At 66.2% G+C, this 23056-nt stretch carries 18 protein-coding genes; 11 read left to right on the forward strand and 7 right to left on the reverse strand.

Annotated features, from left to right (window positions below; all coding sequences use genetic code 11):
- Positions 1-53 precede the first annotated feature (53 nt).
- The 7 genes from ACP7D4_RS11365 to ACP7D4_RS11395 all read left to right on the forward strand — a co-directional run bounded on the left by ACP7D4_RS11365 (position 54) and on the right by ACP7D4_RS11395 (position 8799).
- On the forward strand, positions 54-1352 hold the full coding sequence (locus tag ACP7D4_RS11365; RefSeq protein WP_426209159.1) for a hypothetical protein: 1299 nt from the start codon (positions 54-56) through the stop codon (positions 1350-1352).
- Positions 1353-1356: 4 nt separating this feature from the next.
- Entirely contained in the window at positions 1357-1914 is a 558-nt protein-coding gene (locus ACP7D4_RS11370) for a hypothetical protein (protein ID WP_426104460.1), read from the forward strand.
- 7 nt (positions 1915-1921) lie between these two features.
- Complete coding sequence (locus tag ACP7D4_RS11375) at positions 1922-2935, forward strand: hypothetical protein (protein ID WP_426209161.1); 1014 nt, start codon at positions 1922-1924, stop codon at positions 2933-2935.
- A complete protein-coding gene (locus ACP7D4_RS11380; RefSeq protein WP_426209163.1) occupies positions 2928-3917 on the forward strand; it encodes a hypothetical protein in 990 nt (329 codons plus the stop codon). Before ACP7D4_RS11375 ends, ACP7D4_RS11380 begins: the two co-directional genes overlap by 8 nt.
- Before the next feature lie 148 nt (positions 3918-4065).
- Positions 4066-6282: an SPFH domain-containing protein gene (locus ACP7D4_RS11385; protein WP_426209164.1), complete on the forward strand. Its 2217-nt coding sequence runs from the start codon at positions 4066-4068 to the stop codon at positions 6280-6282.
- Between the two features lie 8 nt (positions 6283-6290).
- A complete protein-coding gene (locus ACP7D4_RS11390) occupies positions 6291-8522 on the forward strand; it encodes a bifunctional serine/threonine-protein kinase/formylglycine-generating enzyme family protein (RefSeq protein WP_426209165.1) in 2232 nt (743 codons plus the stop codon).
- 61 nt (positions 8523-8583) lie between these two features.
- A complete protein-coding gene (locus ACP7D4_RS11395) occupies positions 8584-8799 on the forward strand; it encodes a hypothetical protein (RefSeq protein WP_426104470.1) in 216 nt (71 codons plus the stop codon).
- Here the strand turns inward: ACP7D4_RS11395 and ACP7D4_RS11400 are convergent.
- From ACP7D4_RS11400 to ACP7D4_RS11410, 3 genes are all read right to left on the reverse strand, one after another.
- On the reverse strand, positions 8780-10273 hold the full coding sequence (locus ACP7D4_RS11400) for an FHA domain-containing protein (RefSeq protein WP_426209167.1): 1494 nt from the start codon (positions 10271-10273) through the stop codon (positions 8780-8782). The genes ACP7D4_RS11395 and ACP7D4_RS11400 overlap by 20 nt on opposite strands.
- A 146-nt stretch (positions 10274-10419) precedes the next feature.
- Entirely contained in the window at positions 10420-11391 is a 972-nt protein-coding gene (locus tag ACP7D4_RS11405; protein WP_426209169.1) for a PP2C family protein-serine/threonine phosphatase, read from the reverse strand.
- 41 nt (positions 11392-11432) lie between these two features.
- Entirely contained in the window at positions 11433-12686 is a 1254-nt protein-coding gene (locus tag ACP7D4_RS11410; RefSeq protein ID WP_426209171.1) for an MFS transporter, read from the reverse strand.
- 126 nt (positions 12687-12812) lie between these two features.
- Here ACP7D4_RS11410 and ACP7D4_RS11415 point away from each other — a divergent pair, with 126 nt between their 5' ends.
- Positions 12813-13220, forward strand: a complete 408-nt coding sequence (locus tag ACP7D4_RS11415; RefSeq protein WP_426209172.1) for a GNAT family N-acetyltransferase — start codon at positions 12813-12815, stop codon at positions 13218-13220.
- 2 nt (positions 13221-13222) lie between these two features.
- Positions 13223-14056, forward strand: a complete 834-nt coding sequence (locus tag ACP7D4_RS11420) for a hypothetical protein (protein ID WP_426209174.1) — start codon at positions 13223-13225, stop codon at positions 14054-14056.
- Positions 14057-14096: 40 nt separating this feature from the next.
- On the opposite strand, the gene ACP7D4_RS11425 is transcribed toward ACP7D4_RS11420, so the two are convergent.
- The 4 genes from ACP7D4_RS11425 to ACP7D4_RS11440 all read right to left on the reverse strand — a co-directional run bounded on the left by ACP7D4_RS11425 (position 14097) and on the right by ACP7D4_RS11440 (position 20171).
- Positions 14097-14564, reverse strand: coding sequence for an SH3 domain-containing protein (locus tag ACP7D4_RS11425; RefSeq protein WP_426104482.1), 468 nt, complete (start codon positions 14562-14564; stop codon positions 14097-14099).
- A 1324-nt stretch (positions 14565-15888) separates the two neighbouring features.
- Complete coding sequence (locus ACP7D4_RS11430; RefSeq protein WP_426209176.1) at positions 15889-18426, reverse strand: FtsW/RodA/SpoVE family cell cycle protein; 2538 nt, start codon at positions 18424-18426, stop codon at positions 15889-15891.
- The gene (locus tag ACP7D4_RS11435; protein ID WP_426209178.1) at positions 18423-19511 is read right to left on the reverse strand and encodes a protein kinase domain-containing protein; all 1089 of its coding nucleotides are present in this window, start codon (positions 19509-19511) and stop codon (positions 18423-18425) included. Before ACP7D4_RS11435 ends, ACP7D4_RS11430 begins: the two co-directional genes overlap by 4 nt.
- Positions 19512-19622: 111 nt before the next feature.
- Positions 19623-20171, reverse strand: coding sequence for a YMGG-like glycine zipper-containing protein (locus ACP7D4_RS11440; RefSeq protein ID WP_426209179.1), 549 nt, complete (start codon positions 20169-20171; stop codon positions 19623-19625).
- Between the two features lie 216 nt (positions 20172-20387).
- On the opposite strand from ACP7D4_RS11440, the gene ACP7D4_RS11445 reads away from it, so the two are divergent.
- Positions 20388-21524 (forward strand): metallophosphoesterase, encoded by a 1137-nt coding sequence (locus tag ACP7D4_RS11445; protein ID WP_426209181.1) that lies wholly within the window; start codon positions 20388-20390, stop codon positions 21522-21524.
- Positions 21525-21600: 76 nt separating this feature from the next.
- Complete coding sequence (locus ACP7D4_RS11450; RefSeq protein ID WP_426104492.1) at positions 21601-23025, forward strand: M20/M25/M40 family metallo-hydrolase; 1425 nt, start codon at positions 21601-21603, stop codon at positions 23023-23025.
- The last annotated feature ends 31 nt before the right edge of the window (positions 23026-23056 follow it).

Here is a 23056-nt window from a genome sequence, read left to right on the forward strand (position 1 = left end):
CCCAATCCCGTTGTGTGGCATCATTTTGAGGTAAACACAACATTGAGGATGGTATGCGCCTGCCGGGCACCCGCTACCAGGAACACGGCTGGGAACATGTGCGCAAACTGCTGGGGCGCTGTTCCCTGCAGGCGTTCGCCCACGCCGGTCTGTCCCTGCTGCCCGATGCGAACGCAGACGATCTGCAGCTCGCCCTGTACGTGGACCTGGTAGCCGAAGCGCTGCATACTGGCGCGCGCGCCGCGCGCGCCGAGGCGCCCGGTAACAGCTATGGCGATAGCGTAGCGGAACTGGCCCTGAGCCTTCTGTACGAGCTGCAGGCGCGGCCCGGCGACTGGTCCGCGTTCCGGGCCGCGGTGGCCGCCGAGCATGCGCGCAGTGGTCCTTTTTGGGAAGGCGCGGGGGGCGAGGCCATCTTGCGCAAGAAGGTCAATGACATGTTCGCCGTTTTGCGCGACAAGGTCGACGCCGACAATTACCAGGCGGCCTGCGCCCGCCCGTGCAGCGCCAACAAGATCTACACCTACCGCATGCTTGATACCGCCTACGGCGAGATCGCGCGCATTTTCGGCAACTGGCAAGCCCACCTGGCGCAAGTGTCGGCTATCTTGGGGCGCGAGGTTGATGCGGCGCCGATCGAGGTGCGCCAGATGAAGTCGATCGCGGCGTGCCGCCCGGAGTGGGTAATACGCTGGAGCGAGTCGCTGGCGCAGTTCGGCGCCGGGCCGGGCCCCTTGCATACGCGCTCCAAGCGCTTTGCCAGCCTTAAAAACAGTCCGGCGAGGATCGCCGAGCTGATGACCGAGATCGGCGACTATAAAGAATTGTCGTCCAACCGCGACCAGGACTGGCTGCACGACGCCGGCGAAGCTGCCGAATGGCTGGAAGACCTGTGGCGCGTGCTGGACGCGCCGGCTGGCCCACAACCCGACCAGATTTTGCCGCCCGCCGAAGATGAATTCGACGGCAGCGTGCTATCTGATGCGCCGCCGGACGATGCGGGCAGCGACACCGGCAGCGACACCGGCAGCGACGCCGAACGCGCAGCGGCCAGCGCGCTTTCACTGCCCCCCCGCTTTATGCAACTGGCAAGGGCTGCGCAGGAAGCGGGCAGCTGGACCGCGCGCCAGCTGGCAAACGAATCGATGGCGGTGCGCCTTGCCGTGTACCTCAAGCTGATGGGAAGCGCCGACGACACGTATCCGTCGCAGTGGCTGGACCCGGCAACGGGCGAACTGCCGACGATGGCGCAGTTGGCGGCGCTGGACCAGCTTTCGCTGCCGACGCTGCGCAAAAGGCGCGATGCGGCGATTTCCGTTCTGCTTGCCGCCGCGCCCCCACGAAAGGAGTGATGTGATGACTGAACAACTTGACGCCAGGCTGCAGGAACAACTGCTGCTATCGCGCCGCGTCGAAGGCGACCGGCTGGTGCTGGCCGACACCGTGATCGTCGCTGCGCTGGCCGGCAGCCGGGCACTGACTGCCAAAGAACGCGACGCATTGCGCGCGTCACCCCTCACGCTGCGCCGCTTCAAGGCGCTGGCGCAAGAGCGCAGGGGTGCTGCGCTGCGCAGCTGGCCCGATTGGAAGGGCAGCAGCGGCATGCTGCGCGCGGCGTCAAGCAGCGCGCCCTTGAGTGCCATCGCAACCGATGATGGTTTCTGGATGCTGCACTTCGTGGAGCAGGACGGCGCTACGCGCGTGATCCTCGCGTTGAATGCAGCGGCGCCCTTCGCGGCCCGCCTGCTGCGCGAGCAACCCATGCTGCGCGTGCTGGACGGCGCCGGCGCCGTCGTCCTGCAGGGCAGCCTGGATGCCGACGGCGAGTGCGAGAGCGCCTGGCCGTTTGCCAGCGCACCGGCGCCGCACTTTCAGCAGGCCGGCGCGGCCTTCTCCGTGCTAGCTGCACCCTGACCGAGCGATGCGCGGCCTGTTCAAACGCACCGCCCCCGCCGGCGCCCCCGATACCGCGGCGCTGGGGACAGACGCACTTGCGCTGCGCGTGCCTTCGGGCACGCTGGTGCCGCATGCCTGCATCGGCCTGGCCTGCGGCAAGGGTGGTGCGACCCGGCGCGTGGAGCACGGCGCGCGGCTGGCCGCTGGCGACAGCGAGAGCGCCTATTGCTTTCATCCGGGCCCGTACAGCACTGAACTGACCCCGTTCGCCGCCGCGCCAGAAATTGGTCTGCAGCTTTCGTTCGTTGTCGACGACCCCGATCCGCGCGTGGCCCAGCAGCGTTTTGACCTGTACCTGGCCAGTGAAGGCGGCGAGGGCGTGTCCCTGGCCGCTTTCGCGCTCGCTGTCGACTTGGCACTGCAGCGCGAACTGGCGCAAGGTAATCTGGAACTGCCGCCCTGTACAACGCTGGACGAATGGAATCTGTTCCGCGCGGGCCTTAATCAACTGCTGTACCAGCGCTTTGGCGTGACAGTCGAGGACTGCCTGCCGGTCGACCTGGGCGATCGGGTCGACTATGCGCAGCTGCTGCTCGCGCGCGCTGTCGATGTGCGGGCGAAGAGCGCGGTGAGCGCGCCGGCGCCAAGCGTGCCGGCACTCACCGACGCTCAGGCGCTGCGCCGCCTGTTCCTTGAACTGCCCGGCGTGACCAGTGCCCTGCGCCTGGTTGCCTTGCCGCCGGGGCAGGCGCTGTTCCGCCAGCACCAGGCGCTGCTGCAGCGGCTCGATGGTGTCGCCCTGCTGTTTGCAACCATGCCATCGCTGGAACTGGCAGCGCCTGGCATAGCGCTGGATGTGGCCAGCCGCGCCGCCCGCGAGCGGCACAGCGCCGGCGCCGTACTCGCGCTGGACGAAGCCTGGTCGCTGGCGGCGCGCTTTGCGCACGCGCCGGCTGCAAGCTGGCTCGACGACGCCGACCGCATCGTCGCCAACCTTGAACACCATGGCGCCGGGCGCCGCGCGAGCGAGCATGCATAAACTTCCCGACACCGCGCATTGCCGCACCACGCTGGCCGACGGCTCGATTGCAACCGTCACCGCCACGCGGCGCCCGCGCGCAGGGCGGGCCGACGTCAAGTGCAGCCCCGCGCAGGTGGCCGAACGCATGCAGCAAGTGGTGCGCCTGGCGCGCCACACCGAGCCGCGCGTTGACAGCCGCGACCAGGTTGTCATCAGCATCGACCGCGCGCCCGGCCGGGACGAGCGCGACTGGGAGCTGGCCGTGGTGCTGGCCGACCGCATGGTGCGCGCCGTGTGGCAGGGCGCAGGCCAGGTGCACGCCAACGGCTGGTCTGACCAATGGGAACTGGGGCGCATCGGCGGCCATGACAGCGCCGCTGCCGGGGCGATAGTCGGCGGGCCAACCGGTCTGGCGCATCTGGGCGCTCTGTCGGGCCAGCCCGATTGCGGCGCCAGCGTGTCCGCGGCGCGGGCCTGGTTTCCTTTGCATAGTGGCGGCATCAACGACTGTCTGTGCAAGGTCGAGGTCAGCGTCTATCCGTTATCTGGCGCGGCCGGGGAGGAAGAAGACAGCATCGCCACGCCCGGCCTGGACCTGGCCGCGCAACTGGCGGTGCGCCAGGTGCTGGCGGGCGCGCGTCACTTCGATGGGCGCGGCCTTGGCCGCTGGCGCACCGTAGTGCGTTTCGCGCAGCCGCGCTTTCAAGGCAATTCGTTCGAACTGGCGCTGGTGATGGCCGACCGCATGGCGCGCGGGCGCGAATTCGTGCCGCGCGGGCGCGTGATCGCCAGCGGGTCTTCAGGCGCCTGGCACGCGGGGCAGGTCGACGCGGTGGAAGGGTGCGCGCCGAAATGCGCGCTGATCGAGCGCGAGGCGGTGTCGGGCGACCGCATTTTGCTGCCAAAGGCATGGGAAGCGTCGGCGGCGCCCGAGTTTGCGGGAGCGCTGCACGAGCGCGGCGCCAGCGTGGCCTGGATTGACCGGATCGGGATCATCTGAGACCGAGAATGCACGACCACGAGAATGCATGACCAGGAGCGTACGCTTGCGTGCGCAATGTACGGCGCGCTGTCCCCTGCTAGAATCGACTTGAACAGGGCGGGCGCCGCGAGAGAAGCAGTGCAGAGTAAACAACCAGGAGTCTCATATGTTCCAGATGTTTGGATTTGGCGGCATCAAGTGTCCGCGCTGCGAGCATAAAAATGCCGGCGATTCGGGCTATTGCGCCCAATGTGGACTCACGCTTGGCGCGGGCCGCAGTGAACCGATTTTCCGCGACAACCGCTGGATCCCGGCCGAGAACGAACTGGCCGTGTTTTTTGGCGTGCGCGAACTATCCGGCCTGTTTGTCAAGACCTTGCGCGTACCGGCCACCACCCGCGCCTACATTCTGCAGGCGGACAAGGCGACCGAGGTGCCGCAGGGCGAATACGAAATCGAAGGCTTTTTCACGCGCCTAAACAACCTGCTGCGCGACCAGCATGCCGAGATCCTCATCACGCGCAGTTCGGCCATGCCGGTCCACTTTGCATTCGACGACCTGCAAACGGCTGAACACCTGACGGTGTCGGCGCGCTTTTCGGTCAGCGTCAAGGTTGAACAGGTGGCCGCCTTTGCGCGCCACTTCATGACCATGCCGGGCACCGTCACCAGCGAAAACCTGCGCGACCTGCTGGCCCCTTCGGTGCGCCAATTGGCCTCTGAATTTATCGCCGGCCAGCCGATCCGCGACCTGGCCAGCAACCTGGACCTGCGAGCGCAGCTCGACGAGCGCCTGCAAGGCTCGCTCAAGATGCGCCTGGCTCAATATGGCCTGGCAGTGGTGCAGGTCGATACGCTCAGATTGCAGCACGACAAGTTCGACGCCAACCGGGCGCGTATTGGCAGCCTGTATCTGGTGGCCGACGAGCGCAACGTCCAGCTCGAGCATGCCAAGCACATCGACCAGCTCTACAACGACGAGGAATGGCTGCGCCTCTGGCGCGAGGAGCAGGAAGGCCGGCTGCGCCACCGCCGCCAGGAGATCGGCCAGGACGAGCAGGCTGACAAGGCCGAGCTGACCTTGCAGGGCGCCGAGCGGCTGCAGGCGATTCGCGCGCGCGAGATCGAGCTGTATGGCCGCATCGTCGACTCCAAGAACCGCAAGCAGGCGCTGGAACGGGGCGCCGGCGAAATCGTCACCGAACTCGAACACGAGCTGGCCAAAAAAGGCGCCGCGCGCGACGATGAATCGACCCAGTGGGCGCATTTGCGACACCTGGCGCAGATCCACATGCGCACCGAGCTTGAAATCGCGCAGCAGGCCGCTAACGAAACGCGCCAGCTTGCGCAGCAGCGTTTTTCGCACCAATTGCTACAGCAGCAGATCCAGAACAAGATCAGCCAGGCGCTGGGCATCGAGGACGAAGCGCGCAAACGCGCCGAGCTGGCCGGCCTGCACCAGCGCCAGCTCGCCGCCAGCGCGCGCGCGAGCGAGATCGAAGGCGAGCAGCACAAGGCCCAGTGGCAGGCGCTGGCCCTGACCAACGCCGCCCACCAGCGCGGGGCCGAGCGCATCGCCGAATGGGAAGAGCAACTGGCGCTGGACCGCAAGCGCGACCTGCTGCGCACCGACGCCCTGAAGGAAGTTGGCGGCAAGGCGCAAGTGGAAGAAGTCGCGCAACGCATCGACGCGCTGCGCCGCACGGGCGCGACCGCCGAATCCATCGCCCAGCACGAAAAGCTGCTGCGCACGATCGAGGCCGACGGCGTTCACCAGCGCCAGTCGCAGCAGCTTGCACTGGACGGCGAGCAGCAGCGCCACGCGCTGCGCCAGCAAGAGCACGAGGCGCAGTGGCAGCAAGAATTGCGCCGCCTGGACCATGCGCGCGAGGAGAAATTCGCGCAGCAGGCCCATGTTGCCGACATGGCGCGCATCGACATCGCGCGGGCCGAATCGATCGGCGCCATGAGCGACAGCGCCAAGGTGGCCCTGGCCGCCGGGCCGAATGCGGCCGCCCTGGCCGACGTGATGAAAACCCAGGTGCACGCCGGAATGAGCGCGCAGCAGCTGGCGGCGCTGGCGGACGTGGTGGCGGCCACCAATGGCGTCACCGCGGGCGAGGCTGCGCGCCAGGTGCAGCAGCAGCTTGAACGCGAGCAGGCCAGGCGCGACGCCGAGGTTGACAAGGACCGGCGCCACCAGCTTGACCTGCTTAACTTGCAGAACGACGTCAACAAGGCGGCGCTCAAGACCCAGTCCGACCTTGGCGCCGGCGTGGCGCACGCGCGCTTTGCGCCTGCCCCGCGTGCCTGCCCCAACGGCCACGCGGCGGGACCGAACGACCAATTTTGCGCGCGCTGCGGCGCCGCGATTGCAGCTTGACGGGACCGATGCAAACGGCACGAGACAAGATCCGCGAACTGCGCGCCCTGTTTGAGGACGGCCTGTTAAGCCTTCAGGAGTTCGAGACCCGCAAAAACGCCATCCTGGACGCGGAGTACGCGCCGCCGGGAGCGAGCGCTACGCCCATGGCGCCGGCAATCCATATCAACCGTGGCACCGAGATCGGGCTGATGGCCGGCCAGGAGATCGGCCCGCAAAACCGCCGCTACCGGCTCGAACGGTTGATCGCGCAGGGCGGCATGGGACAGGTGTGGCAGGCGACCGACCTGGCCACCCACGCCGAGCTTGGCCACAGCGCCATGGTCGCGCTCAAGATTTTGCCGCCGATGCTCACCCAAAGCCCGACCCACGCCAAGCTGCTGATCGAGGAAGCCACGCAGGCGCGGCGTCTAGCGCACGAACACATCGTGCGCGTGTATGAATGGGCGCAGGACCCGGCCACGGCCAGCTATTTCATCATCATGGAATGCCTCGAAGGCGAGGATCTGGACAGCCTGCTGGCGCGCGAAGGGCCGCTGCCGCTCGCGCGCGTGCAGCAGCTGCTCGCGCCCATCGGCGAAGCGCTGCGCTACGCGTGGGACAAGCACAAGCTGGTTCACCGCGACATCAAGCCGGGCAATGTGTTTGTCACCAACAAGGGCGAAGTCAAGCTGCTCGACTTTGGCATCGCCGCGCGCGCGCGCAGCAGCGCCAGCGTGATCGGGCTGGAAGCGCCCGCCAATTCCGGCACCGCCGGCTACCGCGCGCCGGAGGCAGGCACGCTGCAGCGCCAGAGCGGCCGCGCGCTCGACGTCTATGCGGTGGCGGTGATGGTCTACCAGATGGTGGAGGGGCGCATGCCCTTTGACGGCATGCGCAGCGCCGGCCACGAGCCTTTCATGCCGCCTGCGCTGACCACCCGCCAGTGGGGCGTGCTGCAAAGCGGCTTTGCGTGGGACCCCGAGCGCCGTCCGGCGTCGGTCGCCGCACTGTTGGCTGCGCTGGACAATGCAGTGGCGCCAACCCAGGCCGAACTTGCCGCTCAAACCGCCGCCGCGCACGCGCAGGAAGAACAACGCGCCGCGCAGCTGGCCGTCAGGCGCAAGGCCGACGCCGACGCTGCGGCGGCGCTGCACTTGCAGCGGGACAAGCAGCGCCGCGAACAGGAGGCGGCCGAACGCGCCCAGGCCGAGCAAGCCAAGCGCGAACGCAAGGACGCGCTGCGCCAGCAACTGCACGACAGGCGCGTGGCCGACGCCGAAAAGGCGCGCCTGGCCAAGGAAGCGGAAAACCGCAAGGCGCTGCAGGCCAGGGCAGCGGCCGCCTACCGCAGCGAGCAGGAACGCGCCCGTTTCGAACAGGCCGCGCGCAACGAGGCCGAGCTTGATGCGCTGATGCCGGTGCCGTCCAGCCCCGTGGCCGACACCGAGGGCGTGCTGCGCGACCGGTTTTTGGACGGCAGCGGCAAGGGACCCGAGCTGGTGCTCATTCCAACCGGGCGCTTTCAGATGGGCTCGACCGAGGGTGAACGTAAAAAAGCGATGGACGCCGGCGCCCAGAAAGCCTGGGTGGAGCGCGAGAAGCCGCAGCACTGGGTCGGCATCGAGCAGTCGATCGCCCTGGGCCGCTACCCGGTCACGGTGGGCGAATGGCGCCAGTTCGTGCGCGCCACGCTGTGGGAACCCAAGGGGGAAGTGAACTGGTCGGCGCCGGGTTTTCGGCAAACGGAAAGCCACCCGGTGGTGGGGGTGACCTGGCACGACGCGCAGCAGTATGTGGTGTGGCTGAGCGTGCGGACCGGCCAGGTGTATCGCCTGCCCAGCGAAGCGGAATGGGAATACGCTTGCCGCGCCGGCACAAAAACCGCGTTCAGCTTTGGCGAGGACATCAACACCGGCTTGGCCAATTACGACGGCAACACCACGTACAACGGCAGCCCCAGGGGTGAATATCGCAAGGGGACCACGCGCGTGGACATGTTCGACCCCAATCCGTGGGGCTTGTTCGACATGCATGGCAACGTGTGGGAGTGGGTGCAAGACGTGGTGCATGACAGTTACGAAGGCGCCCCGGCAGACGGCAGCGCCTGGGAAGAGGGCGGCGACCAGGGCCGGCGCATCCTGCGCGGCGGCTCGTGGCTGTACAACCCGTACTACCTGCGCTCAGCTTTGCGCAATGGCTTTTCGGCGGTACTGAGCAACGATATTGTAGGCTTTCGCGTCGCCCGTAATCTCATCTGACTTGAACTTTTCGCCTGGCCGCCTAGACTAAATGTTGTGTCCTGGTGACTTAGGAGAGACCATGAAAATCCCTGACGAGCTGCGCATTCCCGCCATCGTGTTTGGCCTGGAGGGCATTTTGATCACGGGCGCCGCGCTGGTGTTCATTGTGCTGGTGCGGCTGGTGCTGCTGGTGCTGCTGGTGCTGCTGGTGCTTCTGGTTCGGCTGATGCGGCCAGTGCGGCTTATGCGGCTTATGCGGCCGGTGCTGGCACTGTTCAGGCAGTGTACATATTGACGGCGTCTGCTGTTGTCGGCGCCTTCAGCGCCGAGCGCACAATCCAGCACTCCGGATACGACTCGGGCGCAAAGCGCGTGTGCGCGCTCACCTGGCTCAACTTGTCCATGGCCGTTTGCGGCGTGAGCGGCGTTTCTTGCCCGGTCACCCGGTCAAAATGCCAAAACCCGCCATGCTGGTGGAACAGCAGCGGCATGGCCGCCGCCTGCGGCAGCGCGCCAAATGCCGTCACCGGATAGCCTGGATGCCTGCCTGGCTCAAGAAAATAAAAGCACTCCGCATGCACACCCTGGTCGATCCGGTGCATGATCACCCCATGCGGCATGATTGCCGTCACGCTCAGCACCACAATGCCCTTGATGCTGGCAGACAGTTCAATACGCATCCCAAGACGCAACTGCACCGGCTTGTTTTTGCCCGGCCACACGCCGTCCAGCAGCAAGCCGTAGCGCGACACGTCTTCAATGTCAAAGCCTGCCCCCGCGCGCCGGATCACGGCGTGGCGTCCCGACAAGCGCCGCGTGAGGCCGTCACGGTCCTGGCCGTCGTCCCCAAAATGGGTGAGCAGCACGTCCGCTTCGGGGTCATGCAGCTCAAAGCGCCCCAGCACGCATTGTTCCATCGCGAACAGGCGTACCTGGCGCTGCGCCCCGGCGTCCGGCGCGGCATTGACCAGGCACGCCATGACGCTCTGGTGGGGGTGCGGTTCGGCATGGGCCGGAACGTCGATTTCGATCAGGTCTTCGTCCCAGGCGATGGTCGAAAAGCCCAGGTTGACCTTGCCCGGCCGCGCGTCCAGATTCAGGTGCGCGATGGAAGCGTTGCGCGCGTGGACGTCGATGTCGAGCCGCCCGCCGCCCGCCTGCGCCTGCACCCTGGCGATCGATGCATCGTCAGCCATCACGCGCACGTTCTTGTGCGTGGACAGAAACGTCTGGTGGATTTCGGTGAGGGTGGCGTCGGGACGGGGGATCAGGATCACCGGCGTGCACACCCACTTGTGGCTGATGCGCGCGTCCTTCTGGCAGTGCAGCTCAACGTCGATGCGGTACTGGCCGTGTTCCTTGTCGCGCGAGGAAAATTCAATGAACAGCGGACGCCATTCGCCGCGCAGCGTGCGTGCAAACGAATGGCTGGCCACGCCTTCGGGCAGCAGCGCCGATTGCAGGCGCATCGTCACCAGCGGCGCGCACCCTGCAGGCATGTTGCGTAGTTCGACCTTGATGGCCTGGCGTCCGCCGGCAGCGCGCGGGTCGAAGCCGCTGATATGCAGGTGCGGTGCGCCGTCGCGCGTGGCGGCATCGACGCTCTCGAGGGAACGCGACGGTGCGCTTGGCGTCGGTGCGACCGCGTAGCCCACCGGGTGCGGGTGCGCGGCACGCGTGCTGCGCAAGGCGCTGATCAATTCAAAGCTGGACGGCACGCCCTGCGCTTGCGCGTGCCCGCTTGCGCACGCCGTTTCCCCTGGCGTCACCCATAAGGTGCAGTGCGGATGCTGAGAGTTGCTGCATTTCTTCATAGCCTGAAAGCCCGTCCGTTTTTTGATAAAGCTTACGCGATTTCGCCATTCGACGGCATTTCGCTACGCGTGAAATACAACGCTGATTCTGGCTGGAACATTTAATGCATGGGCACCGCCCTTGGCAGCGCAGTTTCATGCATGTTGCCGAGGGAACGCAGCACAATGGCGGTCATGTTGTCGGGGTGGAGCGCCGGCGGCGGGTTGGCGCCGATCTCGTCAAACAAGCGCGCGTTCAGGGCCGCAGCGCTGGCAGCGCCCTCGAACAGCGCCGGCCAGCGCGCCACCCAGTGCTGCGGCGACGGGCAAGCCCAAAAGCCGTCTGTTGCCAGTACATACAGCGCTTTTGGATCGAGTTCCAGCGCGCGCCGATCAGCCATATGGGCCAGGAAAAACGGCAAGTTCAAGGGCGACAAGGCATACAGCGGATCGCGCAATTCTGCCGGATTGGCAAAGGCGTTGCCAAGAATAAACGCTTGCGAAATCTGTGAACGGTATTCGCCGTGCACCTGTTCCCACCAGGCGGCCTCGTCGAGCAAACCGTCCATGGCAAAGGCGGTGGCCGGAACGTGGTCGACCGTTAGCGGCGCCGCCTTGCCGCCGGCGATCTGGTACAGGCGCGAGTCGCCCACGTGGTACAGCAGCGCGGCCTGGCCGGGGCGCAGTTCGAGCATGGTCAGCGTGGTGCCGGGGCGCTTGCCGGGTTGGACGTCGGCGCCGAAGTGTTGTTGCAAGCTTGCGTGCAGGCTATCGAGGCGGCTGCACAGTTCGCCCAGGGTATCGCAGGCAGGCAAGGCGAGCAGGCCGGCGACGACCGCCTCGGCCGCTTCGCGTCCGCGTCTGTGGCCGCCCATGCCGTCGAGCACTGCAAGGCGGATATGGCCGGGTGGCCAGCCTTGCACTTGCTGGCGCCGTTCCACCTGGTCCGCGAGAAAACATGCCATGCCGCTCGTGTCGATCAACAGGTAATTGTCCTGGTTCTCTGTCTGCGAGGCAGCTTTGGCGCCGGCGGCGGTGCGCACCGCCACATCGAAGTGGGGACCGAACCGCAGGCTGTGGGGAGATGGCGTCATGGCATCAGGATAACCGACTTGGCCGCCGTCCAAAGCACCGATCAGATGGAGGTTTCCCTCTCTCCAGTGAGCAAGGCAACGGCGTTAATCATTACACAAGCGCCGGCGGTGGCGAGCGCGGCCTGCACACCAAAGTGGTCGGCGACGCGGCCCCACACCAGGCTGCCGAGCGCGTACCCGCCGGCCATCACGAACAAGTAAATCGACAGCGTGCGTGCGCGTATCGCCGGCGGAAAGGCCAGTTGCGCGGCCGCATTGAGCGTTGACACCGTGGCCGACCAGGCCATGCCCGCTGCCATGATCAGGGGCACCATGAGCGCGACGGTATGCAGGAAGGGCAAGGTCATCAGCATGATGCCGTACACAAACAGGGATGCGGCCAAAAGGCGCGTCTTGCCGACGTACTGGCGCACGGTGGGCAGCAGCAAGGCGCCGCCCACGGCACCGATGCCCAGGCTGCCCATCAACAGGCCAAAAATGCTGGAATTCATATGCAACACATTCTTGACGAATACCGGCAACAGGCCGGCGAAGGCAATGGTGGAAAAAAACACGGTGCTCACATTGACCAGGATGCGGCGGTAGCGGTGGCAGCCCAGCGCGCTCGACAGTCCCAGTTTCAGGCTGCTGGCAAAACTGGTGCGGACGATCACCGGCGCCGTGCTTTCGCGCCACCAGACGGCATACACCCCCAGCAGGCCGACAAAAGAGATGGCATTGATCAGGAACAGCGCCCCCGGGCCAATCCATGAAAACAATACGCCGCCCATAGCGGGCCCGACGATGGCAGCCACGTTGTAGCTCAGGTTGTTCAAGGTGGCGGCGGCCTCGACTTCGTCCGTCTCCACCAGTCCCGACATCGACGCTTGCCATGCGGGCCACATGAAGGCCGAGCCGGAACCGATGCAAAACGTGATAGCGAGCACCGGTCCCGCAGCCGCATGGCCGGTATTGACGAGCAAGGCCAGTGCGCACGCGCACAGCGCCATGAAGCAATTGCAAAAGAAAAGGAACTTGGGCCGATGCACGGCGTCGGCAATCACGCCGGCGAACAGGGCGAACAGGAACACGGGGATATACGTTGCGGTCTGCACCAGCGTGCTGGTCGAGGCCGACGTCGAAACGGTGGCGATCAGCCACGCGGAGGCGAAAGTCTGGGTCCAGGTGCCCAAATTCGATACCAGGTTGGCAAGCCAGAGCTGTCGGTAGCGCCTGTGCCGCAAAGGCTTGGTCAACGGCACCTTGGGGCGCCGCGATACCGCAGCGCGCGGCAGGGACAGGCTTTGTTTCGACATGCTGGTAGTCTACGGGCCGTTGATGCAGTGCGTCAACTTATACACCATAATGTGTGCGCATGTTATCTTTAGGGAATGACCATACGACCTATCACAGACGACGATATCCCCGCAGTGGCTGCGCTCATGCGTTCGCTCTCCAACGAATTTATCGTGCATGACTGCAGCCCTGTTGCTGCGGCCAGTTTCGTCCGTGAAAATGACGAACACGCCATCCGCGCCTTCGTGCGCGCCGGGATGGCGTATCACGTGGCCGAGAAAGAGCAGGGCATTGCCGGATTCATTGCCATTCGCGACAACAAGCATGTGTTTCACATGTTCGTGGCCAAAGCGCATCATCGCCAGGGCATCGCCAAGGCTTTATGGGCGGTGGCCCGGCAGGCCGCGATCGAGAAGGGCAATCCCGGACAGTTCACTGTCAACGCTTCCAACTACGCTTTGTCCGCGTATGAGGCGATGGGCTTTGTGCGGACCGCGCCGGTCCAGTGCAAGAATGGCATCACCTACAATCCCATGCAATTTGACGGAACATGACGATGACGATGCGAACCATGGCAGCGTTGCTGCTGACGCTGGCCTCAACCGGGCTGCACGCGCAGCAAGTTCAAGTGTTTTCGGATGGCAAACCGGTGGCCATGGCGGATGATGGCAACGGCGCCCGCTTGCGCGCGCACGACGAGCGCGCTGCCAGACAACCCTTGGGCGAGCGCGCGGACGGTCCCGCCATCGCAGCGGCGCATGCGGCAGCTTTTGTGCGTTGCGGCTTGAATGAGGCGCGCTATCCGGCGGAAAAACCGAGCACGCCGGAAGAGCGCGATTATTTTGTGCGCAACGCCAGTTACATTCCGGTCAAGGGCAGCAACAACATCATCCTGATCGGTGAATTTTCGCGTGGCAAGGCGCTGATCGACCTCGACAAGCTGACCGTGCTGACGCCGCAATGCCCGGCCGGCGTGCGTTCGCTGTTCTGGTCGCATGATACCGAACGTGTCATGTTTGCCACGCAACAGGTGGACGGAATCGCGTTTCACGGCGACAGCCGCGCCCTGTGGACGGCCGCGTTCCAGGAGCCGCAGGACGTCTGGTTGGGCGACAGTGCGCATTCGGGGTTCCGAAAATTGATGAGCCTGCCGAAGGAACGCGTGCTTGATATCATGCTGCCGGACAAGGCGGACCATGTCTGGGTGCTGAGCCAGTCCGAGAAAATAGACCTGGGCAACCCGGGCGCATGGATAAAGGCGGTGACGGGCGCGCCCGCCAAAAAAATGGATATTTTGCTGCGCAAGGTGGATTTGCAGGGCAAGACGCTGGAGATCATTACGGTGGCCAAAGGCGTGGCGGCGGGGTCGGCGCTTTTCGTGCGCGAATAGCGTTGTTTCCTGCCCCTTGCATCGCACGCGCGAGGCCGGACTAAAGGCGCGCTTCGTCAGCACGGCGCAGCCACAAACTGCTCGACCACCCGCGCACTTCCTTGCCATCGACCCGTGTACTGACCTGCCACCAGTCGCCGTCGCCGTCCCCGGTCGTGGTCACTTCGCTGCCGGCCGGTACCACGGCAATTCTGCGCGCTCCGGTCCCCTTGGCAGAGCGCAGGTTCAAGTCTTCATGCACGCGATAGCGCGTTCCCTTCCCTGGTGCCGCCATCGAAAGAGGCGCAATTCCCATTGTCACCGGTGTCAATGCCAGCACCTGCGCAGGCCCAGGCATCAGCCACAGCACCAGGCTGCCGATGCCCCACGTGCCCGCCACGACAATGGCCAGCGCGCGCGCGTTCATCTGGCGCCACCAGCGCGCCGGCGTGAGCCAGGCCGCCAGCACCAGCGTGGCCACCAGGCCCAATCCAAACGCGGCTAAGGCAAGATAACTGACGTTGAACATAGCGGCTCCCTTCAGGCGTCGAAACGCAGCATGTAGTGACCGGCGACCACATGGTGACCATGCGGCAGCAGGTACGGCTGCTCCGCGTTCGCTTCCCCGATGCTCGCGACAAAATTGCGCTGCGCGTCCAGGTGATACAAAGCTTGCGTGGGGCTGATCCGCCCGATCTTGAAGGCGCCGGCGACAGCTTCGAAACTGAACGCATTGCGCGACAAGCCGATGCGGTCGGCGCTGGCGCTCGCAGCGCCATCGGCGCAGCGCACAAAGTGCGGCGAATCGAGCACGCGCAGCGCCGCCAGCATGGGCGCGCTGCGGCCAAAGACCAGCCGCGCGCCGCTCGCCACCGGCAAGGTGGCCGGTTGCGGCAGCATCAGGATCGCGCTGTAGCGTTCCAGCATGCCCGGCGCGACCTCGGCCAGATCGATCTTGCCGCCGCTGGCTGCGATCGTGAAGCTGGCCGGGGCGCTGACCTCCTCGCGTCCGGCGTCCGTGGCGGCGTGCAACTGGTCGTTGTCATCGACGGAAAATCGGATCGCCGCCGGTGCGCCCGGACCGGCGATGTTCGATGCAGCGTCAAAGCCCAGCTCCAGGCTGGTGGCGCCGGTATCGCGGTAGCGGCTAAGCCGGGGCAGGGCAATGCCCACCAGCGTCACGCACTGCTGCGCCACCGGCGCGAAGGTGGCGTCGGCGGGGCGATGGCTGAACGGCACTGCGGTCAGTTCCGGCGCGGCGCAAGCGCGCGCCTTCCAAACGGCCGTCGGCTTGACGGTGGGCGGGGCTTTGGCCACGCGCTCCACCTTCATCAAGAACTGCACCGGCGCGCCGGCCTGATCGAACCTGGAAAAAGTATGGACATTGCTGGCCGCGTCCAAGCTGTACTCGAGAACACCCTTAGGGCGCACCTGCACTTCGAGCGGCGCATCGGGGCCGTCGTTGACCAGCAAAATGGCGCCCACGGGGCCAAAGGGCCAGCCCGGCGCCGCATGGCTGGCCAGTTCGGCGTCTTGCCCAATGAGCGCCAGGCGCTGGTGCAGGTAGATCGGGCAGGCCGGTTGCCACTGTTCGCCGTCGTGCGAGGTGCTGACCGTGTACAGTGTGCTTTCACCGGCGCTTGGCAGGTACACCGCGTGGCCGAACTTGACTTCGACTTCGCCCGGCGCCAGCGCCTCGGTGCCGATCACGTCGTAGCGCACTTCGTCGGCGCCGAGCAGGTCGCCAAAGTCCTTCTGGTGCAGCGCCTTGAGCGACTGCGCCAGGTCGCGCACGCGCGCGCCGCGCGTCAGGTGCCGGTCGTCGTCGAGTTCCTCCTGCGCCAGCAGCAGCGTTACGTGCGAAAAGCAGCGGGTCGGCGCGCGCCCGCGAAGCTCGCGCGGAGAGCGTTCCAGCAGGTCGCGCAGCAGCGGGCGGCGCGAGAACAGTGCCAGTCCCGGCGCCTGCCAGAGCGCCTCCGCATTGAAAACATCGTGAACCTTGCCCAGGACTTCGTGTTGGACATAGACCGGCATGACAGATTCTCCTCTAGTAATTGCGCGCTGATCGCATTGAACGCTAGCAGGGGGCAGATGAAAAACAGCAGATGGCTGCCGCCGGCCGACAAAAAGCTCATTGGCTGGCCCATGATCGGAAAGATCGCCAGGTTGGTGCCCCACGAGAGCAGCAGATGCCCCAGCACGAAGGCGGCGCCGCCGCACAGCGCAAAGCTGCGAAAGCGCCACAGCCAGGCCTGGCGAAAGTCGCGCGCCGCTTCGCTGGCTGCAAACGCGCGCGCCGCCGTTTGCAGCACGCCGACCAAAAACAGTGCCTGCAGCGCCCATAGGCCGAGCGCGCCCACCAGACCGTGGCGGTTAATGAAAAACGAGGGCGCAAAATCATCCTGCACCGCCGGGATGTGCAGCGCGCTGCCGCCAGCTTGGCCCAGGCTGCCAACGCCGAGCCAATTGTCGGCACCCCACCATGCACCGTCAGCCACTGCGCGCGCGCCCAGCAGCAACTGCTGACCCGTATGCGGATGGCGCGCCGGATCGAGCCACACCGCGAACCGGTCGGCGTAAAAGCCCCATTGCGCGATCTCCTCGCCGCCGGCTACGCGCAGCCAGGCAATGGCGCAGACGGCCAGACAGGCAAGGCCCGCCAGCAGGGCGGTCACCTTCAGGCGCCGCGCCGCGACCGACCAGGCCAGCGCCATTGCCATGGCCCACACCAGCAGCAGGATCAGCGGCGAAAAATCGTCCACCTGCAGCAGCGCCAGGCCAAGCAGGGCGGCAAACAGCAGCGCGGGACCGGCCAGGCGCAGCCAGCGTACACAGGGGCGAGCGCGCTGCGGCATGGCCCGATGCCAGCCAAGGCCGATCGCCAGGCAGTGGGCGCTCAGTGCCGTGAGCGCCAGCTTGGCAAATTCGACCGGCTGCAGGTCGAACACCCCGGTTTCGTCGCCGAACAGCACTTGCATCGACAAGGCCACGAGCGCCGCGCCGGCCAGCAGCGCCAGTGTCCATTCGAGCCAGGTTTGCGGCGCCATGGCGGTGCCGGCGCCAGAGCCAGAGCCAGAGCACATGCGAAGGCGCAGGTGCGCGCCCACCCCCAGGCCAATTGCCAGCAGCGCCGTGGTTTTTTGAAAATGCCGCAACCATGACGACTCCATCGCGCCCAGGCCCAGCTCCAGCTGCATCAACAGGCCAATGGCGAGCAGCAGGATGGCGGCGCAAGTGGCCAGCGCCGGGCGCCCTGCGGCCAGCAGGAAAGTCCACAGCGCGGCCCAGCCCAGCAGCATCGACACGCCCACGCCCAGGTTGGCACCGGCGCGTTGGAGCAGCAGCGCGGTGACGCCGGCAATGGCCAGCAGCGCGGTCGCGGCGGCAGCGACGCGCATGTCGGCCGAAGCCTCGCGCACAAAAGGCCAGCGCCCCTGTTGCCAGGCCAGTGCGCCGGCGGCGGCCAGCACGGCGCACAGCGCGGCAGCCACCCACCACTGCGCGCCGGCGGGAACGCTCCACGCCGAGCGTTCCCGCCACTCCCAAACGAGCGTGGTTGGCAAGGCGACGCGCGCCTCGGTGAACAGCGCCACATGGCGCAGCGGGCGCAATTGGAGGCGCGCGCCGTCCAGCGAGACGGCAAAGCGCGTGCGCCCGGCGACGATGGCGGCGACACCATCGAGCCGCTCCTCGCGCTGGGCCAGGTCACGCTCACCCTGGGTTGACGAGAGCAGCAAGGGCGTCTGCGCTTCGCTGCCGGCGGCATTTGACAACAGCACCGCGTCCTTGGCGCGCACCGCGAGCGCGCTGCCCCCGGCGAGGTAAGCGATGCCCAGCCGGTTGCCGCAATTGAGGTTGCCGCCAAAGGACAGGGGCCGGGCGAGCGTCAGGCTGTACGGGGCCGCGCGGTTCCACAGCGCGACCGCGCCCGCCGCAAAGCCGGCGCCGGGACAGGCAGCTTGCGCAGCGCCGTCGCGGCGCAGCGTGGCCCCGTCGTAGCGCCAGGCGTGGCCCGCTCCCGTGAATGCAATCTCGCGCGCGTTCGCGGCGTCGACCGTAAAGCTGGCGCTGCCGATGCGGAACCACTGGCTCTGGCGCAGCGCGCTGCTGCCCATGCGGCGATCGACGCCGTCGCGCAATGCCAGCACCTGCCTGCCGGCGCTGGCATTGCGCAACCACCAGTGGCCCGCGCGGTCGCGCCGCAGTGCCAGGTGGCCGGGTGAAGCCTGGGGTGCTGCCAGTTCATCGCGCCCGAGGGTGAATGCCTGCCCCGGTTCCAGCGTAATATTGACGGCAGAAGGCGAGTACACCGCCGGCGCGCGCCAAAGGCAGAGCAACTGCAGGGCGCACAGCAGGGCGAGCAGGGGCAGCGCCAGCATGCGCGCACTCATGCCCGGCTCCCGGCGCGATGCTGCCCGACAGTGGAAGTGCGCGTGAACGCGGACGGCGCTTGCAGCTGGCGGCCAATTGCGACCAGCATGCGGCTGATTTGCAAGGCGTGCCGGGGGCGCGCGTTGCGGTCGGGGGCGAGCAGCATGCGCAGCAGCGCAAGCGCCGCCGCCGGTGGCTTGACGGCGGCGCCGGGGAACCAGGTCGCGTCGGTCCGACCAAGATCTGCGGCATCATTAGCAGTGCCATGATCAGCAGCGCCGGCCGCAAAGCGCTGCAGGAACAGGGCCGCTTCATCGTCATGAAGGGTGGGGCCCATGCCGCCGGGGCGCGCCAGCAGCACCGCCGCTGCGCCACCCTGATGCTCGCGGTAAGCCTGGCCGCAGTCGCCGCAAAAGCGCAGTGGCACGCCGCCCGTCACCAGGTAAAAAAACATGGCGCCTAGGGCGAAATAGTCCGTGCGGAGATCGGTCGTGAAGCGCTGCTGCGGGTCGGGAAAAAACTGCTCCGGCGCCTGCCAGCTGGCCGTACCCGCGTACGCGTACGCGGGCAGGGCGCTGCGCAGACGGTTGGTGCCGAAGTCCGCCAGCTTGACGGCGCCGTGGCGTGTAAGCAGCACGTTGGCCGGCTTCAAGTCCAGGTAAAGCCAGCCATACTGATGCACCTTGGCGAGCGCCTGGTTCACCTGGGCGATCCATTCGAGCACATTGATGATGGTGGCATTGTGTCGCTGGCCCAGGTCGCCCTCCATCAGTTCGAGCGCCATCACGGGCAAGCCGTCATGCGCCCCGCTGTCGAGCAGGCGCACAATATGGCGTTCATCCCACGGCGCCAGAGATTGCAGGAAAGCGATTTCGTTTGCCGCGCTGGCGACCCAGCGTGTGTGCAAGGCCGGCTGCGCGCGTTCCATCTGTACCCGGTTGATTAACTTGAGGGCGACGTCCGGCATCCCGTCTGGCGCTGCCGCGCGCCACACCACGCCGTAGGCCGACCCCGCAAGCTGCTGCTGCAGACGGTAAGCACCCTTGCTCAATGTAACGATGTCGTCCGACTGCAGCATGCCCATCCCCCGATAAGCGGCAACCATGCCGTCACCGAGCCATAGCGGAGGGACCCGCAAAAAACAACGCCTCGCCCGGGGGAAGGGGTGAAAAAAAGCCTGGCGGGGCGGCCAGGCTATGTGTGCTGCGAGTGTGGGTTACCAGCCGTGGCCGTGGCCATGGCCGTAGCCGTGGCCGCGACCGTGACCGCGCCCGTAGTAGCCGCGCGGCTCGACATACACCACGGCCGGCGCATAGTAGCGGGGAGCCGGGCGGTAGTACACGGGCGCAGGCTCGTAATACACTTGCGACTGCACGTACGTCGGCGCCTGGCGGTAGCGGTTGTCGTAGCCCTGGTTGTAACGGTTGTCGTAGCCCTGGTTGTAACGGTTGTCGTAGCCATTGCTGTAGCCGTTGTTATATCCGCCGTTGTTTTCGCCGCCGTTGTAACCGCTGTTGTAATAACCCGTGGACCGGTTATCGTAGTAGCCGTTGCGGTGATTGTTGTTGGTGCTGATCGAGTTGCCGACGGCGGCGCCGATCACGCCCCCCACCAGCGCGCCATTGCGATGGCCCACCTGGCTGCCGATTGCTGCGCCGACAACGGCGCCAACTGCGGTATTGACACCGCGGTCGCTTGCCATCGCCGACGAAGACACTGCCGTTGCGGCAATGATGACTGCGCCTACGAATTTGGTATTGAACATGGCGTTTCCTTTGGCCTCAACCGAGATCGGGATGATCAACTTAGCGCTGGGGCATTGATGTCACTATATAAGGCGGCGCCCGGAACACCATTAGTCATAACAGAATATTACAAATGTCGAAGGCTCTGTAACACACCGGGGACGCACGTCCCAGCCCTTGCAGATGGCCGCCTTTGCCCCATGTAGTCATTCCTCCTATAGACACTCTCGACTCCCATGCCCCCGCGCCGTACCGTCTTTACCGTTCTTGCTCTACTGATATTATTGCATATGTATATAGGCGTGCGTCTGATTCCCGCCATGGGTCTGCATGCCAGCGCGCTCATGGCCGGGATTGCGCTGCTCGCCCTCTCGACGCTGCTGCTGCCCTTGGGACTGATGTCGTCGCGCTTCAAGCGCTGGCGCGGCGCCGACCAGCTGGCCTGGGCGGGGCTACTGGCGATGGGCTTTTTCTCCTCGCTGCTGGTGCTCACGGTGCTGCGCGACGCGGGACTGATCGCGCTCGCGCTGGTGGGCGCCGCCAGCGCCAAGGTCGACCACGTCAGCGCTTATGGGGTGCCCTTGATGGCCTTGGCGGTCACGCTCGTCGGCCTGGTCAACGCGCGGCGCGTGGCGCGCGTGGTGCAGGTGGAGGTGCCGATCGCCGGCCTGCCGGCCGCGCTGCAGGGTTACTGCATCGTCCAGATATCGGACGTGCATGTCGGGCCCACCATCAGGCGCGGCTACCTGGACGCCATCGTCTCCAAGGTCAACGCCCTAAAACCCGATGCGATCGCAATCACCGGCGACCTGGTCGACGGCAGCGTGCAGCACTTGTCGGTGCATACAGCGCCGCTGGCGCGCCTGGACGCACGCGACGGCACGTTTTTCGTCACGGGCAATCACGAATACTACTCGGGCGCGCATGCGTGGATCGCCGAACTGCGGCGCCTTGGCCTGACGGTGCTGATGAACGAGCATGTGGTCTGCGAACGCGATGGCGAAGCCTTGATCATCGCCGGCGTCACCGACTTTACGGCGCACCTGTTCGACCCGGCGCACCGCAGCGACGCGCGCGCGGCCGCCGCCGGTGCGCCCGGTCATGTGAGCGTCAAGATCCTGCTGGCGCACCAGCCGCGCAGCGCGCCGGCTGCGGCCGAGGCGGGGTTCGACCTGCAGCTCTCCGGCCACACGCACGGCGGCCAGTTCTTCCCGTGGAACCTGTTCGTGCCCTTGCAGCAGCCGTTTACGGCGGGGCTCAATCGCCTGAGCCAGTTGTGGGTCTATACCAGCCGCGGCACCGGCTACTGGGGACCGCCCAAGCGCTTCGGCGCGCCGTCCGAGATCACCTGCGTGCGCCTGATGGCGGCCTGACAGAAAGGCAGTCCTGCAAAAGAATGGCAAATGCGCTATCGTTCAGATCCACTTCAAGCTTTCAAGGACCTGCCGCATGCAACGCACGCCACTGCTCTCCATCCTGCCCGCACTTCTGCTGGCCATCGGCGCCCACGCCGCCACGCCCGGGAGCGACCCGGCCGCGCTGAATAAGGTGCGCGATACGGGCCTGGCCAGCGACTGGGCCTATGAACGCCTGGCTGACCTGACCGACCTGGTTGGACCGCGCCTGTCCGGCTCCGCCGGCGAGGCGGCGGCGGTGGTGCAGGTGGCCGATGCGATGCGCAAGCTGGGCGCCAAGGTGACGCTGCAGCCGGTCAAGGTGCCACACTGGGTGCGCGGACTCGAAACGGGCGAGCTGGTCGAGTACCGCGGCCGTCCGGCGGGCCTGTCGCAAAAGGTGGTGCTGACCGCGCTGGGCGGCTCCGGCGCAACCCCGGCCAACGGCCTGACGGCGCCGGTCATCGTGATCAAGACCCTGGAAGAACTCAAGGCCAGGGCGGGGGAAGTGAAGGGGCGCATCGTGCTGTTCGACGTACGCTTCGACCAGGACATGGCCGACCGCGGCCAGGCCGGCCAGGCCTACGGGCAGGTGACGCGCTTTCGCGGCGGCGGCACCCGCATGGCCGCCGAGATGGGCGCCGTGGCGGCGCTGGTCAGTTCGGCCGGCGGCGCCAACTACCGCCTGGCGCACACCGGTTCCAGCGGCCTGCAGGATGGTGCGCGCATTCCGGCGGCCGCCGTGTCGGTGGAAGACTCGCTGCTGATGGTGCGCCTTGCCGCGCGCGGTCCGCTCAGCATGAAGCTCACGCTCACGCCGCAGATCCTGCCCGACGCCGACAGCTTTAATGTCATTGCCGACTGGCCGGGCACCGACAAGGCCGATGAAATCGTGATCGTCTCGGGCCACCTCGATTCGTGGGACCTGGCCACCGGCGCCAATGACGACGGGGCCGGCGTGGCCACCGCCATGGGCGTGCTCGAGACGCTCAAAAAGCTCGACTACCGTGCGCGCCGTACGATCCGCATGATTGCCTGGGCCAACGAGGAAAACGGCGGGCGCGGTTCCAAGGTGTATCTGGAGGCGAACAAGGAGAACACCGCCCGCCATTTTGCGGCGATTGAAAGCGACAATGGCTCCGGTCGCCCGTTCGGCATTCGTTCAAGCGCGCCGCAACAGGCAAACGCTTTGTTCGCGAACCTGGCGCCGACGCTCGAATCGATGTCGGCAGGCGCGTTTCAGCGCGCCGATGCATTAGCGTCACCCGATTTGCGCGGGCTGGAAGAGGCGGGCGTGCCAAGCTTTACCCCGCTGATCGATACATCGGACTACTTCAATTACCATCATACGGCGGCCGATACGCTGGACAAGGTCGATCCACGCAACTTGAAGCGGCATGTGGCGGTGATGGCGTCGCTGGCGTGGTATCTGGCCAATATGGAGCAGCCGATCGGGCGCTGGTCGGCGCTGTCCAAATAGCACCAGTGCGCATGCAAACCCTCTGACGGCA

Origin of the sequence: Massilia sp. TWP1-3-3 (assembly GCF_049897805.1) — a bacterium.
GTDB lineage: Bacteria > Pseudomonadota > Gammaproteobacteria > Burkholderiales > Burkholderiaceae_D > Telluria_A.

What these genes read in the sequence shown, in the direction of transcription:
- ACP7D4_RS11405 (WP_426209169.1), bottom strand. Translation starts at nt 11,391, where the DNA reads ATGACGCCATCTCCCCACAGCCTGCGGTTCGGTCCCCACTTCGATGTG.
- ACP7D4_RS11410 (WP_426209171.1), bottom strand. Translation starts at nt 12,686, where the DNA reads ATGTCGAAACAAAGCCTGTCCCTGCCGCGCGCTGCGGTATCGCGGCGC.
- ACP7D4_RS11415 (WP_426209172.1), top strand. Translation starts at nt 12,813, where the DNA reads ATGCGTTCGCTCTCCAACGAATTTATCGTGCATGACTGCAGCCCTGTT.
- ACP7D4_RS11380 (WP_426209163.1), top strand. Translation starts at nt 2,928, where the DNA reads ATGCATAAACTTCCCGACACCGCGCATTGCCGCACCACGCTGGCCGAC.
- ACP7D4_RS11450 (WP_426104492.1), top strand. Translation starts at nt 21,601, where the DNA reads ATGCAACGCACGCCACTGCTCTCCATCCTGCCCGCACTTCTGCTGGCC.
- ACP7D4_RS11365 (WP_426209159.1), top strand. Translation starts at nt 54, where the DNA reads ATGCGCCTGCCGGGCACCCGCTACCAGGAACACGGCTGGGAACATGTG.
- ACP7D4_RS11395 (WP_426104470.1), top strand. Translation starts at nt 8,584, where the DNA reads ATGAAAATCCCTGACGAGCTGCGCATTCCCGCCATCGTGTTTGGCCTG.
- ACP7D4_RS11390 (WP_426209165.1), top strand. Translation starts at nt 6,291, where the DNA reads ATGCAAACGGCACGAGACAAGATCCGCGAACTGCGCGCCCTGTTTGAG.
- ACP7D4_RS11435 (WP_426209178.1), bottom strand. Translation starts at nt 19,511, where the DNA reads ATGGTTGCCGCTTATCGGGGGATGGGCATGCTGCAGTCGGACGACATC.
- ACP7D4_RS11420 (WP_426209174.1), top strand. Translation starts at nt 13,223, where the DNA reads ATGACGATGCGAACCATGGCAGCGTTGCTGCTGACGCTGGCCTCAACC.
- ACP7D4_RS11430 (WP_426209176.1), bottom strand. Translation starts at nt 18,426, where the DNA reads ATGAGTGCGCGCATGCTGGCGCTGCCCCTGCTCGCCCTGCTGTGCGCC.
- ACP7D4_RS11385 (WP_426209164.1), top strand. Translation starts at nt 4,066, where the DNA reads ATGTTCCAGATGTTTGGATTTGGCGGCATCAAGTGTCCGCGCTGCGAG.
- ACP7D4_RS11445 (WP_426209181.1), top strand. Translation starts at nt 20,388, where the DNA reads ATGCCCCCGCGCCGTACCGTCTTTACCGTTCTTGCTCTACTGATATTA.
- ACP7D4_RS11375 (WP_426209161.1), top strand. Translation starts at nt 1,922, where the DNA reads ATGCGCGGCCTGTTCAAACGCACCGCCCCCGCCGGCGCCCCCGATACC.
- ACP7D4_RS11440 (WP_426209179.1), bottom strand. Translation starts at nt 20,171, where the DNA reads ATGTTCAATACCAAATTCGTAGGCGCAGTCATCATTGCCGCAACGGCA.
- ACP7D4_RS11370 (WP_426104460.1), top strand. Translation starts at nt 1,357, where the DNA reads ATGACTGAACAACTTGACGCCAGGCTGCAGGAACAACTGCTGCTATCG.
- ACP7D4_RS11425 (WP_426104482.1), bottom strand. Translation starts at nt 14,564, where the DNA reads ATGTTCAACGTCAGTTATCTTGCCTTAGCCGCGTTTGGATTGGGCCTG.